Source organism: Rathayibacter sp. AY1F2, from assembly GCF_002930885.1.
Lineage (GTDB): Bacteria > Actinomycetota > Actinomycetes > Actinomycetales > Microbacteriaceae > Rathayibacter.
Genome location: NZ_PSVG01000011.1, coordinates 49110 through 63172, shown reverse-complemented (window position 1 = coordinate 63172; position 14063 = coordinate 49110). Strand labels below are relative to the sequence as shown.

Genomic DNA, 14063 nt, shown 5'->3' with positions numbered 1-14063 from the left:
CCGCGGGGTGGGTGGCGAGCGGGCGCCGTTCGTAGACTGGGGGGATGCAGATCCCGGTGACCGGTGCCGTGCGGGTGGACGCGTGGCTCTGGGCGGTGCGCATCTACAAGACGCGCTCCGCCGCGACGACCGCGGCTCGGGCCGGCCATATCCGCGTCAACGGCGAGCGGGCCAAGGCGGCGCAGACCGTGCGGGTGGGCGATGAGGTCCGCGCCCGGATCGGCGGCTTCGACCGGGAGCTGATCGTCCGCGGACTCGTGGTCAAGCGGGTCGGTGCGCCGGTGGCTGCCGAGTGCATGGAGGACCGGACGCCCCCGCCGCCACCCCGGGAGTCCGCGCCGGGCGTGATCGTCCGTGACCGCGGAGCGGGCCGCCCGACGAAGCGCGACCGGCGCGACATCGAGCGCCTCCGCGGATTCTGACCGCGCGACCCGGCAGCGGCCTCAGGGGGCGAGCGCGCGCAGGCGCTCCAGGAGCCCCTCCGCCGCCTCGTCGAGGAACCGCTGCTGCAGCTCGTCGCCGACCTGGACGAGGGCGATGTCGGTGAAGCCCGCCTCGATGTAGGGCACGAAGCTCTGGGCGAGCTCGTCGAGGTCGGGGCCGCAGGCGATCTGCTCGGCGACGTCCTCCGGGCGCACGAACTGGCTCGCTCCGGCGAAGCCGGCGGGGGTCGGCAGATCGGAGTTGACCGCCCAGCCGCCGGCGAACCAGCGGAACTGCTCGTGGGCCAGCGCCACTCCCTGCTCCTTGTCCGGCGCCCAGCAGATCGGGATCTGGCCGATCGTGCGCGAGGGGGCGGCGTCCGCACCGCGGACCGCGGACCACTGCGAGATCAGCTCGGCGTCGGGCTCGGTCGTGATGAGGTGGTCGCCGATCGGCGCGAAGCGGGCGATCGACTTCTCCCCCGAGACCGCCAGGCCGATCTCGACCGGCGTGTCCGGCAGGTCCCAGATGCGGGCGGAGTCGACGCGGAAGTACTCGCCCTCCCAGGTCACCAGCTCGCCGGTGTGCAGCTCGCGGATGAGGTGGACGGCCTCCTCAAGCATGTCCTGGCGCACGGCGACCGAGGGCCAGCCCTCGCCGACGACGTGCTCGTTGAGGTTCTCGCCCGAGCCGAGGCCGAGCGTGAAGCGGTCGTCGGAGAGGATCGCGAGCGTCGCGGCCTTCTGCGCGACCACGGCCGGGTGGTAGCGGATGGTCGGCGCGGTGACGTAGGTCGTGAGGTCGATGGTCGACGTGGCCTGCGCGACCGCTCCGAGCAGCGTCCAGGCGTAGGAGGCGTGCCCCTGCTCGGTCAGCCACGGCGAGTAGTGGTCGCTCGAGACCGCGAACTCGAAGCCGAGCCTCTCGGCGTCGACCGCGTAGCCCACCAGCTGCTTGGGTCCGCTCTGCTCGGTCATCAGGGTGTATCCGAATCGCACCATGGTCCGTCCTCGTTCCGCTCGTCGTGGGATGCCCGGGGGCACGTCCCATGGTGGGCGGGGGGCCGGATGCGCGCTAACCCCTTGCCCCGGTCGCGAGCGGCGGCTAGCGCGGTGTCAGACGAAGCGGATGCGGTTCTGCACGCGGGTGCGGACCTCGAACGACTCGCCGTACCCGCCGAGCCGCGGGTCGTCCGTGCCGGAGCGCAGCAGCTGCGGCAGCAGCGAGCGGCGGATGACGACGGCGCCCTGGTGCCTGCCGCGCTCGACCTGCTCGAACGGCTGCTCCAGCGCGTCGTCCGGCACGACCACGACGCTCGTCGAGAAGCGGACGCCCAGCTCGCGGCCGAGACGGCGCGCGGCCTTCGCGAGCGAGGCGATCGGCTTCTCGTCCTCGGCGATCCCGGGGCCCTCCAGCTCGCCCTTCCTCAGACGGACCGGGTCGCCCCAGTCGGCGGAGGTCAGCGCGAGCAGGCCGGCCGGCCCGAGCACGAGGTGGTCGATCTTGAGCCCGCCGTCGCCGACCGCGACGTCGTTCCAGATCGTGTAGGCGATGCCGAGCGCGCCGACGAGCGCGGCCGTCGCCTCCTCGGCCTGAGCCTTCGCGAGCCAGGAGCGGATCTCGCGAGGAGCGGAGCGGACGATCGCCGGGTCGAAGGGGTCCTCGGTCTCGACGCCGCGGCCGAGCCACTCGCGCACCAGGCGCAGGTAGTACTCGCGCGCCGCGCCTCCCGGGTGACCGTAGGAGCGGGCGCGCACGGCCGAGGCGGTCTGCGGGCGCGGCGAGCCGGTGTACGGCGACTGCGGGGAGGACCTCCCGGGGGCGGGAGCGCCTCGATCGTAGTCGCCGCGGGCGGAGGCGCTGCCGATCCGCTCCCAGGCGAGCTGCACCGCGTGGAACGACGCGGCGTCGCCTCCCGTGTCCGGATGGGTCTCGCGGAGGCGGAGCCGGTACGCCCGGCGGAGCTCGTCGTCGGACGCGGTGGCGGCGACGCCCAGCACCTCGTAGGGGGTGCGGGCGGCGTGGCTGTCGGGCATGTGCTTCCGGGAGGGTCGGGGCGGGGGGTTCCGAGTGTATCGACGCGGGCCGGGCGCCCGGTGGGAGCGCGCACCGCGTCGGCTCGGAACGCGCCGAGCGCCCAGCGGGGGAACGGGCGCCCGGCGGGGGTCAGTGCGCGAGCAGCGCGCGCACCCGCGGGATGACCTGCGTGCCGTAGAGCTCGATGTTGCGCATGATCGCCGGGTGCGGCAGCGTCCCGGCGCTGTACTTGAGGTCGAAGCGGTCGATGCCCAGGGCCTCGACCGTTCGCGCGATCTTCCGGGCGACCGTCTCGGGCGAGCCGAGGTGGATGGCGCCGTCGGGGCCGGCCTCCTCCTCGAAGCGCTCGCGGGTCATCGGGGACCAGCCGCGCTCGCGGCCGATGGCGTCCATCATCGCCTTGTGGTGCGGGAAGTACAGCTCGCGCGCCTCCTCGTCGGTGTCGGCGACGAAGCCGGGCGAGTGCACGGCGACCGGGAGGCGGGGCTGCTCGAGCTGGTCGAGCGCGCGGCCGAAGAGGTCGACGTAGGGGCGGAAGCGGGCCGGCGAGCCGCCGATGATCGCCAGGACGAGCGGGAAGCCGTACCGGGCGGCGCGGACGACCGACTCGGGGCTGCCGCCGACGCCGATCCAGGTGCGGAGGGTGCCGTTGTCGAGGGTCGGGTAGACGCTCTGCTCGGTGAGCGCGGGGCGGGTCGTGCCCTGCCAGGTGACCGGGCCGCCCTGGATCAGGGCGTGGAAGAGGTCGAGCTTCTCCTCGAAGAGGACCTCGTACTGCGCGAGGTCGTAGCCGAAGAGCGGGAAGGACTCGGTGAAGGAGCCGCGGCCGAGGATGACCTCGGCCCGGCCGCCGGAGAGTCCGTCGAGGGTGGCGAAGCGCTGGTAGACGCGCACCGGGTCGTCCGAGGAGAGGACCGTCACGGCGGAGCCGAGGTGGATGCGCTCGGTGCGGGCCGCGATGGCGGCGAGCACGACGTCCGGTGCGCTCACGGCGAAGTCGGCGCGGTGGTGCTCGCCGATCCCGAAGAAGTCGATGCCCACCCGGTCGGCCAGGACTCCCTCCTCGACCACGTCGCGGAGGACCTGGCCGTGCGGCAGCGGGGCGCCGTCGGGGCCGGCGGTGACGTCGCCGAACGTGTCGACGCCGAACTTGACTTCATGCATACTCATGGACTTCTGCAACCTCCGGGGGTCGACGGCTATTCCTGCGGGCGGGGTCCGACGTCCCCGGGCAGGAGCGCGTCGGAAGAGACGATCCCCGCCTCGAGCGCCGGCTCGCGGTAGGCGCGCCCGAGCGAGGCGACGGTGTCGTGCGCGTTCAGGCCGCTCGGGTTCGGCAGCACCCAGAGCGGCGCGCCCGCCACGTCCTCCTCCTGCCTGCCCTGCACCGCCCTGCGGCGTCCGAACGCGATCCGGTAGGCGGTGATGCCGACGACCGCGACGGCCCGGGGCCGCACCCGCTCCACGGTGGCGACCAGCCGCTGAGCGCCCTCGCGCAGCTCCTCCGCGGTCAGCTCGTCGGCGCGGGCGGTCGCCCGGGAGGCGAGATTGGTGATGCCGACGCCGCGGGAGACGAGCTCCGCGCGGTCCGCAGCGCTCATCCCCTCGGACACGCGCGGCGCGCGCTCGAGGATCCCGGCCGCGACGAGCGCCGGGTAGAAGCGGTTGCCGGGGTGGGCGAAGTGCGCGCCGGTGGCGGCGGTCCACAGCCCCGGGTTGATGCCGACGAAGAGGAGCCGGACGTCGTCGCCCAGCAGGTCCTCGACGGTGCGGTCCTGGAACGCTGCGAGCTCGGCGCGGGTGAACGGCATGCGACCATCCTGCCGCGGCGCAAGTCCTCTCGGCTCGGGGTCGCCGGTGCCAGCATGGAGGCATGACGAACGCATCCCAGGACCACCCGATCCAGCACGGCAGCGACGACGCGCAGCTCGACGAGAAGCTGCGCGGCGTGCTGCTGCAGGTCGCCGGCGACGCCGAGCTGCGACCGGAGGAGGACGTCGAGACCCTGCTGCGCCAGCGCCTGCGCGACACGCGCATCTCGATCTCGGACGAGGCGATCCCGGGGCTCGCCAAGCGCATCCCCGGCCTCATGCAGCGCGGGGGCGGCGACGTGAACCCCGGGGCGCACTAGCCCCGAGGGACGGGCGCGGGCCGAGCGGCCGCTCGGACCCGCGCCTGCCCGCGCTACTCGGGGACCGCCGGGCCCTTGCGGTGGTGGTCGAACACCAGGCTCGTGCGCGTCGAGGCCACCGCCGGGTTCGCCGAGAGGTTCGAGACCACGAAGTCCCGCACGTCGCTGGAGTCGCGGACCGCGACGTGGATGATGAAGTCCTCTGAGCCGCCGAGGAAGAACACCTGCACCACCTCGGGCAGCGCGCGGATCTCCTCCGCGAAGCGCGTGATCGCCTGGCGCTGGCCGACGCGGATGCTGACGCTGATCAGCGCCTGCAGGGTCAGGCCGAGCGCCGCCGGGTCGAGCTCGGCGGTGAAGCCGGTGATGACGCCGCGCTCGACGAGGCCCCGGACGCGTGCGACGCAGGTCGACGGGGCGATGCCGGCGCGCTCGGCGAGCCGGCTGTTGGGCGTCCGCGCGTCGGCGCGGAGGAGGCGCACCAGGGTCCGATCGACCGGATCCAGGTCGTCGAGGTCGTGCAGATCCTTCGGTGGCATGCGCCCGCTCCCTCACTCCGCCGACGAACCTTCGGCCCGTGCGGTGACTTCCGACCGATCCTGCGGAGTTCCCCCGCTCCGGGCACGATCTTCGCACGATGGGGGCAGAGCCGGTGCAGGATCGGCGCCCACCGCCCGCCCCGCGGGCCGCAGCGAAGGAGCCGCCGTGCGCGTCGGGATCCCCACCGAGATCAAGAACAACGAGAACCGGGTCGCCGCCACTCCGGCCGGCGTCCACGAGCTGGTGCGCCGCGGCCACGAGGTCCTCGTCGAGGCCGGCGCGGGCCTGGGCTCGCGCGTGTCGGACGACGACTTCCGCCGCGCCGGCGCCCTCGTCGTCGACGGGCCCGACGAGGTCTGGGGCGAGTCCGAGCTGGTCCTCAAGGTCAAGGAGCCGATCGAGGCCGAGTACCCGCGGATGCGCCGCGACCAGGTGCTCTTCACCTACCTCCACCTCGCCGCCTCCCGCCCGTGCACCGATGCGCTGCTCGCGGCGGGGACGACCTCCATCGCCTACGAGACGGTCCAGCTGGACGACCGGCGGCTGCCGCTGCTCTCGCCGATGAGCGAGGTCGCCGGGCGCCTGTCGATCACGGTCGGCGCCTACCACCTCATGAGTGCCGTCGGCGGACGGGGCACGCTGCTCGGCGGGGTCCCCGGCACTCCGAAGGCGAGGGTCGTCGTGATCGGCGGCGGCACGGCCGGCGAGCACGCCGCGGCGAACGCCCTCGGCATGGGGGCCGACGTCACGATCGTCGACCTCTCGCTCCCCCGCCTCGCGCAGCTCGAGAACCGCTTCCAGGGCGCGATCCAGACCCGCGCCTCCTCGGCCTACGAGATCGCCGCGCAGCTGGCCGACGCCGACCTCGTGATCGGATCCGTCCTCATCCCGGGCGCCAAGGCGCCCAAGCTGGTGACCGACGAGATGGTCGCCACGATGAAGCCGGGCTCGGTGCTGGTCGACATCGCGATCGACCAGGGCGGCTGCTTCGAGGGCTCGCGTCCGACCACGCACGACGACCCGGTGTTCCCCGTGCACCGGAGCGTCTACTACTGCGTCGCGAACATGCCCGGCGCCGTCCCCGAGACCTCGACCCGCGCGCTCACCAACGCGACGCTCCCCTACGCGCTCGCGCTGGCCGACCGCGGGTGGCGGGCCGCCCTGGCCGCCGACCCGGCGCTCGCCCGCGGCCTGAGCACCCACGACGGCCGGGTGACGAACACCGCCGTCGCCGCGGCCTTCGACCTCCCGGCCGTGCCGGTGGAGTCGCTGCTGCTCTAGGCGCCCGCGGGCGCGAGGCCGAGCCCCCCGAGGATCTCGGCGATCTCCTCCTCCGGAGCGCCGCCCACGTCGACCGTGACGTGGAGCTCGTCGTCGCCGAGGGGCTCGAGCGCCTCGAACTGCGAGTCGAGCAGCGTGGTCGGCATGAAGTGGCCGACCCGCGAGGCGAGCCGCCCGGCGATACGGTCCCTCGATCCCGCGAGGTGCGCGAAGACGAGGTCGTCGCGGCGCAGGACGTCGCGGTAGCGGCGGCGCAGGGCAGAGCAGGTCACGACGACCGAGCCGCCCGCGGCGATCCGCTGGTCCACCACGCGGGCGATCTCGGCCAGCCAGGGCGCCCGGTCCTCGTCGGTCAGCGGGATGCCGGCGTGCATCTTGTCGACATTCGCCTGCGGGTGCAGGTCGTCCCCCTCGAGGAACTCCCAGCCCAGTCGGCGCGCCAGGAGCGACGCGACGGTCGACTTGCCGCTGCCGGAGACGCCCATGACGACGACGGCGCGGACGGGGACGGTGGGAAGAGCGGTCATCAGATACCTCCTACGAAGAGACCGATCAGGAGGACCCCGGCGAGCCCGGTCACCGAGACCAGGCACTCCATCACGGTCCAGGTCTTGAGCGTCTGGCCGATGCTGAGCCCGAGGTACTCCTTCACCAGCCAGAACCCGGCGTCGTTGACGTGCGACAGGAACACCGAGCCGGCGCCGATCGCGAGCACCATGAGGGCGACCATCGGCCCGTCCATGGTCTCGGTCAGCGGCTGGAGGATCCCTGCGGCGGTCACGGTGGCGACGGTCGCGGAGCCGGTGGCGACGCGGATCACGACGGCCACGAGCCAGGCGAGCAGCAGCGCCGAGGCGCCGCTCCCCTCCGCGAGCTGGGCGACCACCCCGCCGATCCCGGTGTCGACGAGGACCTGCTTGAAACCGCCGCCCGCGCCGACGATGAGCAGGATGCCCGCGATCGGCGGCAGCGAGCTCGAGAGCGAGGCCTGCAGCTCGGTGCGGTTCATCCGGCCGCCGCGGCCGAGCAGGACCAGACCGGCCAGGAGCGCGATCCCCAGCGCGATGGTCGGCGTGCCGAGGAAGTCGAGGGCGCCCTTCCAGGCGTCCGTGGAGCCCGGGGCCGCGATGTCGGCGATCGCCTTGCCCAGCATCAGCACGACCGGCAGCAGGATGCTCGCGACCGCGGCGGCGAAGCCCGGGCGGTGCTCGCGCGTCTCGCCCGCGCCCTCGCCGAAGAGCGGCGGCGTCTCCACCGGCGCCCAGCGGGCGGCGACCCGGCCGAAGAGCGGGCCGGCGACGACGACGGTGGGGACCGCGACCAGGACGCCGAACGCGAGGGTCACGCCGAGGTTCGCGCCGAGTGCGTCGATCGCGACCAGCGGTCCGGGGTGGGGCGGGACGAGGCCGTGCATCACCGAGAGGCCGGCGAGCGTCGGGATCGCCACCTTCATCAGCGGCAGACCGCTCCGGCGGGCGACCAGGATCACGACCGGGATCAGCAGCACGAGCCCGACCTCGAAGAACATCGGCAGCCCGATCAGCGCGCCGACGAAGCCCATCATCCAGGGCAGCGCGCGAGTGCTCGAGCGGGCGATGAGGGTGTCCACGATGCGGTCCGCGCCGCCCGAGTCGGCGAGGAGCTTGCCGTACATCGCGCCGAGGCCGATGAGGATGCCGACGCCGCCCATGGTGTTACCGAACCCCAGCGCGAAGCTGGCGACCGCGTCCGCCGCCGCCAGCCCCGCGATCAGGCCCGTCGTCAGCGCTCCGATCAGCAGGGAGACGAAGGGGTGCAGCTTCAGCCAGGTGATCAGCACGACGATCACGGCGATGCCGACGACGGCGGCGAGGATCAGCTGCCCCTGCCCGGCGGTGGTGGCCGGCGCGTCCCCGGCGGCGGCGCGGAGGGCGGGGAGGAGGGTCGGTGTCATGAGCGTCCTTGGTCGAGCCGACGGCCAGCGGCCGGCTTTTGTCCGACATAACCTGCGTGTGTCCCGATCATGCCCGAAGATCGGCCGGGGCGCGACTCCGGCGATGGCAGGATGACCGCATGCCCGCGCCGACGCCCTCGCTGCACCACTCGGTGCTGGACGAGCTCGGCTCGCAGATCGTGCGCGGCGAGCTCGCGCCGGGCACCACCTTCAGCGCCGACGAGCGTGCGGAGCGGCGCGGGGTCTCCCGCTCGGTGATGCGGGAGGCGGTGCGCGTCCTCGAGACGCTCGGGCTCGTGACGTCCCGCCGCCGCGCGGGGACGCGGGTCCAGCCTCCGGAGTGCTGGAACGCCCTGGACACGCGGGTCGTCGCATGGGGACTGGACGGCCCGGACCGGCGGCGCCAGCTGCACCAGCTCAGCGAGCTCCGACTCGGGGTGGAGCCGCTCGCCGCAAGGCTCGCAGCGGCGAACGCGACCGAGGAGCAGCGGCGGGCGCTCACGGAGGCGGGCGACGCCCTCTCCACCCACTCCCGCGCAGCCGACCAGTCCGCCTACCTCGCCGCCGACACCGCCTTCCACCGCTCCCTCCTGGCCGCGTCCGGCAACCGGATGCTCGCGCAGCTGGGCGATCTGGTCGCCGAGGTCCTCGCCGGCCGCACCCGCAATGCGCTCATGCCGCGCGAGGCCGACTCCACCGCGGTGCGGCTGCACCGGGCGGTGGCCGCCGCCGTCGCCTCGGGCGACGCGGACGCTGCGGAGGCCGCGATGCGGGCGATCGTCGAGGAGTCGGACCGGGCGGTGCAGGAGAGCTGACGGGGTTGCACGCCCGCAGCGCCGCGCGCACAGTGGAGCGCATGGTCGAGGGATACACGTCCGCGCAGGTGCGGGCCGCCGAGGCTCCGCACCTGGCCCGGCGGGAGCCGCTGATGCAGCGCGCCGCCGACGGCCTCGCCCGCGAGCTGCGTCTCGTGCTCGCCGGGCGCTCCGACCGCTCCCGTCCGGCCTCGGTGCTCGTCCTGGTCGGTCCGGGCGACAACGGCGGTGACGCGCTCTACGCGGCCGCCGAGCTCTCCTCCTCCGGAACCGACGTCGTCCTCGTCCTCACGGCCGAGCGGGTGCACCGCCGGGGCCTCGCCGTGGCGCTCGACGAGGGCTGCGGGCAGGTGCCGGCCGACGACGCGCCCGGCCTCGCCGCGGCGGTGGCGCGGGCGGATGTCCTGGTCGACGGGATCCTCGGCATCGGAGCGACGGAGCCCGCGCTGCGGGGACGGCCGCGCGTCGTCGTCGAGGCGGTGCTCGACGCGCTCGAGCGGCGGGCCGAGCGCCCGGTGGTCGTCGCGGTCGACCTGCCGAGCGGCGTCCATCCCGACGACGGGTCGGTCCCCGATCCCACCGTGCTGCGCGCCGATGTGACGGTCGCCTTCGGCGCGATCAAGGCCGGTCTGCTGCTGCCTCCGGGCGACTCCTACGCGGGCCGTCTGCGCCTGGTCGACATCGGCCTCGGCCCGGACCTGGCCGGAGTGGAGCCCGCGGTCCGCGAGTGAGTGAGCGGCTCAGGAGAGAGCGAGGAGGTGCGCCTTCTCGGGGTGCTGCTCGAACCACTGCCCGACGTACCAGCACATCGGTACGACGCTCCGCCCGCCGGCGGCCTCGATGTCGTCGACGGCGAAGGAGACCAGCTCCCCTGCGAGCCCGCGGCCTCGGAAGGGCGGGGTCGTGAAGGAGCGGACGAGGGAGACGCTGCCGGGCGCCTCGCGGTAGTCGAGGACGCCCACCAGGGCGCCGTCGAGGTGGAGCTCGTAGCGCGACGCGTCGTCCGCCCGGCGGAAGTCCTTGGCCATGCCTCCAGAGTAGGACGGCCAGGACGGATCAGGTCTCGTCGCCGAGCATCTCGCCGTCGGCGTAGAGCCAGCGACCGTCCTCGCGCAGGAAGCGGCTGCGCTCGTGCACGAGGCCTGGGCCGGCGGGCGAGCGGTAGGAGGCGCGGAACTCGACCAGGCCCTCCTCGTCGCCCTCCCCGCCGAACGAGGTGTCGACGATCTGGAGCCGGCGCCACTGGAGGTCGGGATCGAGGTCGATGCGGCGCGGCCGGGTCGAGGGGTGCCAGCTCGCGAGCAGGTAGGGGGCGCTGCCGAGGACGTTCGCGCTGTAGCGGCTGCGCATCAGGCGCTCCGCCGTCGGCGAGGGCTCCTCGCCGAGGTGGGCGGGGCGGCAGCAGTCGGCGTAGTGGCGGCGGCTTCCGCAGGGGCAGGAGTCGGCGGGATGCATCCGGCCAGTGTGGCAGGCGATGCGGCGCCCCCGGCCCGGCGAGGCTCCGGCGAGCGCCGCGACTCCCCGGACCGTCCAGGTGTGCATCCCCTCCACATCCGCTCCGCCGCCTTGAGGGTGCCGCCGGATCCCGGCAACGTGGCCCCCTCATCGACCACGGACGGAAGGAACGACCCGATGCTCACGCTCACCGACAACGCCAGCACCGTCGTCAAGACCATCACCGGGCAGACCGAGACCCCCGTCGAGGGAGGCCTGCGCATCAGCGGCACCGATCTCGACGCCCGCAACTTCGCTGTCGCGGTCGCCGCGGCCCCCGAGACGACGGACGCCGTCGTGGAGCAGGACGGAGCGCGCGTGTTCCTCGACGTCGCCGCCTCCGTCGCTCTCGGCGACAAGGTCCTCGACGCGCAGGTGGACGAGGGCGGCTCCGTCAGCTTCGGGATCGCTCCGCAGGGCTGACCCCGTCGACCCGGAGGCCGCCCCCACCGCAGTGCGGAAGGGCGGCCTCCGTCGTCCCCCGGATCAGGAGAGGACGTCGCGAGTGGTGAAGCGGCCGATCGCGAGCGACCCGAACACGGCGACGTAGGCGAGCTGGAGCAGCGCGTTCTCGCCGAAGGAGGTCCACGAGATCGGGTCGCGCAGGAGGTCGGCGAAGTCGAACCACCGATCGGTCAGCAGGAACGGGTGGAGGGCGTCCAGCTGCGAGAGCGAGCCGACGATCTGCGCCGCGATGGAGACGACCACGGTGGCCGCCATGGCGCCGACCGGCACATCGGTCAGCGTCGAGATGAAGAGGCCGATCGCCGAGAGCCCGACCAGCGAGAGCGCCGCGTACACGGCGATCGCCAGGGCCCGGCCGATCGCGTCGGCGAGCGGGACGGTGCTGCCGGAGAGCAGCGTCACCGGTCCCGCCGGGAAGAGCGTCAGGCCGATCAGGATCCCGACCACCATGACGGTGAGTGCTGCGGCGAGGCAGAAGGCGAGGGAGGCGGCGAACTTCACCGCGAGCAGCCGCACGCGGCCGACGGGGCTGACCAGCAGGTAGCGCAGCGTCCCGAGCGAGGCCTCGCCCGCGATCGCGTCGCCGGCGACGACCCCGACCGTGAGCGGGAGGAACAGCGGGACGGCGACCGTGATGGCCGCGAAGCCGGTGAAGAGGCCGTTGCCGGCGATCGCTCCCACGAAGGACGGCCCGCCTCCGTCCCCGCCCGAGAGCCGCACCGCGACGGCGAGCAGGATCGGGATGGCGGCCAGGGCCGCGAGCAGCGCCCAGGTACGGCGCCGGCGGAAGAGCAGGGCGAGCTCGGAGGCGAGCAGGGACCCGATCCCCGCGCGGCGGACGGTCGCGTCAGCGCTCGACATCGAAGCCCTCCCCGGTCAGCTCGACGAAGCGCTCCTCGAGCGAGGGGCGGCGGACGGCGAACCCGCGGACGCGGACGTCGGCCCGCACGAGGTCGGCCACCAGCGTCTCGGCCGCGAGCCCGGGCGGCAGAGCGGCGACGACCAGCGGCGGATCGGCGGGGTGCGGGCCCGGCGCGGTGCGCGGCTCCAGACCCCGGGTGTGCAGGGCCACGATCGCGCGCTCGCGGTCGGGCGTCAGCAGCTCGACCGAGGCGGCGTCCCCGCGCAGCTCGTCGAGCCCGCCCTGGGCGACGAGGCGCCCGGTGCGCATGACGGCGGCGTGGGTGCAGAGCTGCTCGATCTCGGCGAGGAGGTGGCTGGAGACGAGGACGGTCGTGCCGTCCTGGTTCAGTCCGCGCACCAGAGCGCGGACCTCGCGGGTGCCCTGCGGGTCGAGGCCGTTCGTGGGCTCGTCCAGCACGATCAGGTCGCGCGGCGAGAGCAGGGCGACCGCGATGCCGAGCCGCTGCTTCATCCCCAGGGAGTAGGAGCCGACCTTCTTGCGCGCCGCGGCCGAGAGGCCGACGCGGGCGAGGGCCTCCTTCGCGCGGGTGTCGCGGGTGCGGGACGAGGTGCCCGCCTCCGCGGCGTCGAAGCGCCGGAGGTTGGCCGCTCCGGAGAGGAACGGGTAGAAGCCCGGCCCCTCGACCAGCGCCCCCACCCGGGGCAGGACCTCGGCCGCGCGCCGGGGCATCGCCTGCCCGAGGACGGTGATGCTGCCCACGGTCGGCGCGGCGAGGGCGAGCAGCATCCGGATCGTCGTTGTCTTGCCCGAGCCGTTCGGGCCGAGGAAGCCGAAGACGGCGCCGCGGGGAACGGCGAGGTCGAGACCGGAGACCGCCTCCTGGCGCCCGAAGCGCTTGGTGAGGCCCCGCGTCTCGACTGCGAGCTCGCCCGCCGTCACCGAGCGGAGGCCGCGTCGCGGAGCGCCTCGGCCGGGACCGCGCCGGCGAGGACGCGTCCGTCGTCGGTGACGAGGACGGTCAGCAGGGCGGAGGAGAGGATGCGGCCGCCGTCGACCGGCGTGGTGACCGCGTCGAGCGAGGAGAGCGCGTCGGCGTCACCGGCGGGCAGCTCGACGACGCTCGTCCAGCCGGAGCCCGTGGTGGCGACGTCGGAGTGCTCGGCCGTGCCCGCGGCGGGCGCGTCGGAGGCGTCCGCCGCGTCGTCGACCGGAGCGGCCTGCTCCGTCACCTCGGCGCCGGCCGGGGGCGTGAAGGAGAAGAGGGACGCGTCGGGCGTCGAGAAGTCGATGCTCGTGTACGCGACGCTGAACGCGGGCGCGGTGCCCCCGCGGGCCGTCACCGCCACTCCGAGCGGGAGGCCCGTCTCGCCGTCGACCGAGACGGTCACCGAGCCCACGAGGGTGCCGCCGTCGCGGGGCGTGAGCACGAGCTCGTACGCGTCGCGCCCGGCGACGCTGACGTCCGAGCCGACCGCGACCGTGGTCGTCGGGTCGATCGCGGCGAGCAGCTGCTCGGCGGCGGACGACGGCGTGACGACCTGATCGCCCGGCGAGGCCTCGGGGGCTCCGCCCGCGGGAGGCACGAGGTGGGTGGCGGTGTTCGCGCTCGAGTCGTAGATCCAGACTCCGTCGGTCGTCGAGGCGACGACGTCGCGCTCGGCCAGCCGGTCGAGCACCTGGAGGCGCGCGCCCTTCTCGGCGTCGACGTACACGCGCGCCTGGTGCGAGCCCGTGGCGAGCTCGACGAGGGAGTCGGCGGGGTCGGCGGACGCCGAGCCGGCCGAGCCGCCGAGCGCCGAGAGGTCGGGCAGGCCGAGGTCCGAGGTCTGCCGGATCTCGCCGGAGAACGCCGTGGTGTCGCTCTCGGCGACGAAGGCGAGGAGGTCGGCGGCGGACTTCTCGGGGAGGTCTCCCGCGGCGCTCGCCGAGAGGGGGAGGGCGACGGCCGCGGCGACGACGACCGCGGGGACGACGGCGACGGGCGTCCAGCGCTTCCAGTCAATGCTCATGCCGGGAACGCTACGCCTCGAACCTCCGCGGCGGGCCGGGAACGTCCCGGTCCACAGCCTTCCGGAAGGG

The 14063-nt window shown here is 74.3% G+C and carries 18 protein-coding genes; 6 read left to right on the top strand and 12 right to left on the bottom strand.

Going from position 1 to position 14063, the window contains the following annotated elements:
* Window positions 1–44: 44 nt before the first annotated feature.
* Window positions 45–422: an RNA-binding S4 domain-containing protein gene (locus C5C54_RS10340; RefSeq protein ID WP_181027140.1), complete on the top strand. Its 378-nt coding sequence runs from the start codon at window positions 45–47 to the stop codon at window positions 420–422.
* A 21-nt stretch (window positions 423–443) separates the two neighbouring features.
* On the opposite strand, the gene C5C54_RS10335 is transcribed toward C5C54_RS10340, so the two are convergent.
* The 4 genes from C5C54_RS10335 to C5C54_RS10320 form a co-directional block, all read right to left on the bottom strand.
* Entirely contained in the window at window positions 444–1424 is a 981-nt protein-coding gene (locus C5C54_RS10335) for a TIGR03557 family F420-dependent LLM class oxidoreductase (RefSeq protein ID WP_104288294.1), read from the bottom strand.
* Between the two features lie 114 nt (window positions 1425–1538).
* Complete coding sequence (locus C5C54_RS10330) at window positions 1539–2459, bottom strand: DnaJ domain-containing protein (protein WP_104269160.1); 921 nt, start codon at window positions 2457–2459, stop codon at window positions 1539–1541.
* Window positions 2460–2589: 130 nt separating this feature from the next.
* Window positions 2590–3624, bottom strand: coding sequence for an LLM class flavin-dependent oxidoreductase (locus C5C54_RS10325; protein WP_104288293.1), 1035 nt, complete (start codon window positions 3622–3624; stop codon window positions 2590–2592).
* 35 nt (window positions 3625–3659) lie between these two features.
* The gene (locus C5C54_RS10320) at window positions 3660–4271 is read right to left on the bottom strand and encodes a mismatch-specific DNA-glycosylase (RefSeq protein ID WP_104222562.1); all 612 of its coding nucleotides are present in this window, start codon (window positions 4269–4271) and stop codon (window positions 3660–3662) included.
* 62 nt (window positions 4272–4333) lie between these two features.
* Between C5C54_RS10320 and C5C54_RS10315 the strand changes: the two genes are divergently transcribed.
* Window positions 4334–4591 (top strand): hypothetical protein, encoded by a 258-nt coding sequence (locus tag C5C54_RS10315; RefSeq protein WP_104222561.1) that lies wholly within the window; start codon window positions 4334–4336, stop codon window positions 4589–4591.
* A 53-nt stretch (window positions 4592–4644) separates the two neighbouring features.
* On the opposite strand, the gene C5C54_RS10310 is transcribed toward C5C54_RS10315, so the two are convergent.
* Entirely contained in the window at window positions 4645–5130 is a 486-nt protein-coding gene (locus C5C54_RS10310; RefSeq protein ID WP_104222560.1) for an Lrp/AsnC family transcriptional regulator, read from the bottom strand.
* Between the two features lie 166 nt (window positions 5131–5296).
* On the opposite strand from C5C54_RS10310, the gene ald reads away from it, so the two are divergent.
* A complete protein-coding gene (gene ald, locus C5C54_RS10305) occupies window positions 5297–6412 on the top strand; it encodes an alanine dehydrogenase (protein ID WP_104247156.1) in 1116 nt (371 codons plus the stop codon).
* Here ald and C5C54_RS10300 read toward each other — a convergent pair.
* Both C5C54_RS10300 and C5C54_RS10295 read right to left on the bottom strand, forming a co-directional pair.
* Complete coding sequence (locus tag C5C54_RS10300; protein ID WP_104225392.1) at window positions 6409–6939, bottom strand: gluconokinase; 531 nt, start codon at window positions 6937–6939, stop codon at window positions 6409–6411. The two genes, ald and C5C54_RS10300, sit on opposite strands and share 4 nt — an antisense overlap.
* Window positions 6939–8345, bottom strand: a complete 1407-nt coding sequence (locus C5C54_RS10295; RefSeq protein ID WP_104288292.1) for a GntP family permease — start codon at window positions 8343–8345, stop codon at window positions 6939–6941. Before C5C54_RS10295 ends, C5C54_RS10300 begins: the two co-directional genes overlap by 1 nt.
* Window positions 8346–8464: 119 nt before the next feature.
* On the opposite strand from C5C54_RS10295, the gene C5C54_RS10290 reads away from it, so the two are divergent.
* Both C5C54_RS10290 and C5C54_RS10285 read left to right on the top strand, forming a co-directional pair.
* Entirely contained in the window at window positions 8465–9160 is a 696-nt protein-coding gene (locus C5C54_RS10290; RefSeq protein ID WP_104225394.1) for a FadR/GntR family transcriptional regulator, read from the top strand.
* Window positions 9161–9201: 41 nt separating this feature from the next.
* The gene (locus tag C5C54_RS10285) at window positions 9202–9891 is read left to right on the top strand and encodes an NAD(P)H-hydrate epimerase (RefSeq protein ID WP_104267409.1); all 690 of its coding nucleotides are present in this window, start codon (window positions 9202–9204) and stop codon (window positions 9889–9891) included.
* A 9-nt stretch (window positions 9892–9900) separates the two neighbouring features.
* Here the strand turns inward: C5C54_RS10285 and C5C54_RS10280 are convergent, their stop codons facing one another.
* Together C5C54_RS10280 and C5C54_RS10275 are read right to left on the bottom strand one after the other, a co-directional pair.
* Window positions 9901–10188, bottom strand: coding sequence for a GNAT family N-acetyltransferase (locus C5C54_RS10280; RefSeq protein ID WP_104288291.1), 288 nt, complete (start codon window positions 10186–10188; stop codon window positions 9901–9903).
* A 28-nt stretch (window positions 10189–10216) separates the two neighbouring features.
* Entirely contained in the window at window positions 10217–10615 is a 399-nt protein-coding gene (locus C5C54_RS10275; RefSeq protein WP_104288307.1) for a YchJ family protein, read from the bottom strand.
* Window positions 10616–10792: 177 nt separating this feature from the next.
* Between C5C54_RS10275 and C5C54_RS10270 the strand changes: the two genes are divergently transcribed.
* The gene (locus C5C54_RS10270) at window positions 10793–11077 is read left to right on the top strand and encodes a hypothetical protein (RefSeq protein WP_104225397.1); all 285 of its coding nucleotides are present in this window, start codon (window positions 10793–10795) and stop codon (window positions 11075–11077) included.
* Window positions 11078–11140: 63 nt separating this feature from the next.
* Here the strand turns inward: C5C54_RS10270 and C5C54_RS10265 are convergent, their stop codons facing one another.
* The 3 genes from C5C54_RS10265 to C5C54_RS10255 are packed head-to-tail and all read right to left on the bottom strand — an operon-like array spanning window position 11141 to window position 13993.
* Window positions 11141–11980 (bottom strand): ABC transporter permease, encoded by an 840-nt coding sequence (locus tag C5C54_RS10265; protein ID WP_104288290.1) that lies wholly within the window; start codon window positions 11978–11980, stop codon window positions 11141–11143.
* Complete coding sequence (locus C5C54_RS10260) at window positions 11967–12923, bottom strand: ABC transporter ATP-binding protein (protein ID WP_104288289.1); 957 nt, start codon at window positions 12921–12923, stop codon at window positions 11967–11969. Before C5C54_RS10260 ends, C5C54_RS10265 begins: the two co-directional genes overlap by 14 nt.
* The gene (locus C5C54_RS10255; protein ID WP_104288288.1) at window positions 12920–13993 is read right to left on the bottom strand and encodes a DUF2092 domain-containing protein; all 1074 of its coding nucleotides are present in this window, start codon (window positions 13991–13993) and stop codon (window positions 12920–12922) included. Before C5C54_RS10255 ends, C5C54_RS10260 begins: the two co-directional genes overlap by 4 nt.
* Between the last annotated feature and the right edge of the window lie 70 nt (window positions 13994–14063).

Coding starts and splice junctions, on each gene's coding strand:
- C5C54_RS10275 (WP_104288307.1), bottom strand. CDS start 10,615: ATGCATCCCGCCGACTCCTGCCCCTGCGGAAGCCGCCGCCACTACGCC.
- C5C54_RS10270 (WP_104225397.1), top strand. CDS start 10,793: ATGCTCACGCTCACCGACAACGCCAGCACCGTCGTCAAGACCATCACC.
- C5C54_RS10295 (WP_104288292.1), bottom strand. CDS start 8,345: ATGACACCGACCCTCCTCCCCGCCCTCCGCGCCGCCGCCGGGGACGCG.
- C5C54_RS10320 (WP_104222562.1), bottom strand. CDS start 4,271: ATGCCGTTCACCCGCGCCGAGCTCGCAGCGTTCCAGGACCGCACCGTC.
- C5C54_RS10310 (WP_104222560.1), bottom strand. CDS start 5,130: ATGCCACCGAAGGATCTGCACGACCTCGACGACCTGGATCCGGTCGAT.
- C5C54_RS10255 (WP_104288288.1), bottom strand. CDS start 13,993: ATGAGCATTGACTGGAAGCGCTGGACGCCCGTCGCCGTCGTCCCCGCG.
- C5C54_RS10290 (WP_104225394.1), top strand. CDS start 8,465: ATGCCCGCGCCGACGCCCTCGCTGCACCACTCGGTGCTGGACGAGCTC.
- C5C54_RS10325 (WP_104288293.1), bottom strand. CDS start 3,624: ATGCATGAAGTCAAGTTCGGCGTCGACACGTTCGGCGACGTCACCGCC.
- C5C54_RS10300 (WP_104225392.1), bottom strand. CDS start 6,939: ATGACCGCTCTTCCCACCGTCCCCGTCCGCGCCGTCGTCGTCATGGGC.
- C5C54_RS10285 (WP_104267409.1), top strand. CDS start 9,202: ATGGTCGAGGGATACACGTCCGCGCAGGTGCGGGCCGCCGAGGCTCCG.
- C5C54_RS10280 (WP_104288291.1), bottom strand. CDS start 10,188: ATGGCCAAGGACTTCCGCCGGGCGGACGACGCGTCGCGCTACGAGCTC.
- C5C54_RS10340 (WP_181027140.1), top strand. CDS start 45: ATGCAGATCCCGGTGACCGGTGCCGTGCGGGTGGACGCGTGGCTCTGG.
- C5C54_RS10265 (WP_104288290.1), bottom strand. CDS start 11,980: ATGTCGAGCGCTGACGCGACCGTCCGCCGCGCGGGGATCGGGTCCCTG.
- C5C54_RS10330 (WP_104269160.1), bottom strand. CDS start 2,459: ATGCCCGACAGCCACGCCGCCCGCACCCCCTACGAGGTGCTGGGCGTC.
- C5C54_RS10335 (WP_104288294.1), bottom strand. CDS start 1,424: ATGGTGCGATTCGGATACACCCTGATGACCGAGCAGAGCGGACCCAAG.
- C5C54_RS10315 (WP_104222561.1), top strand. CDS start 4,334: ATGACGAACGCATCCCAGGACCACCCGATCCAGCACGGCAGCGACGAC.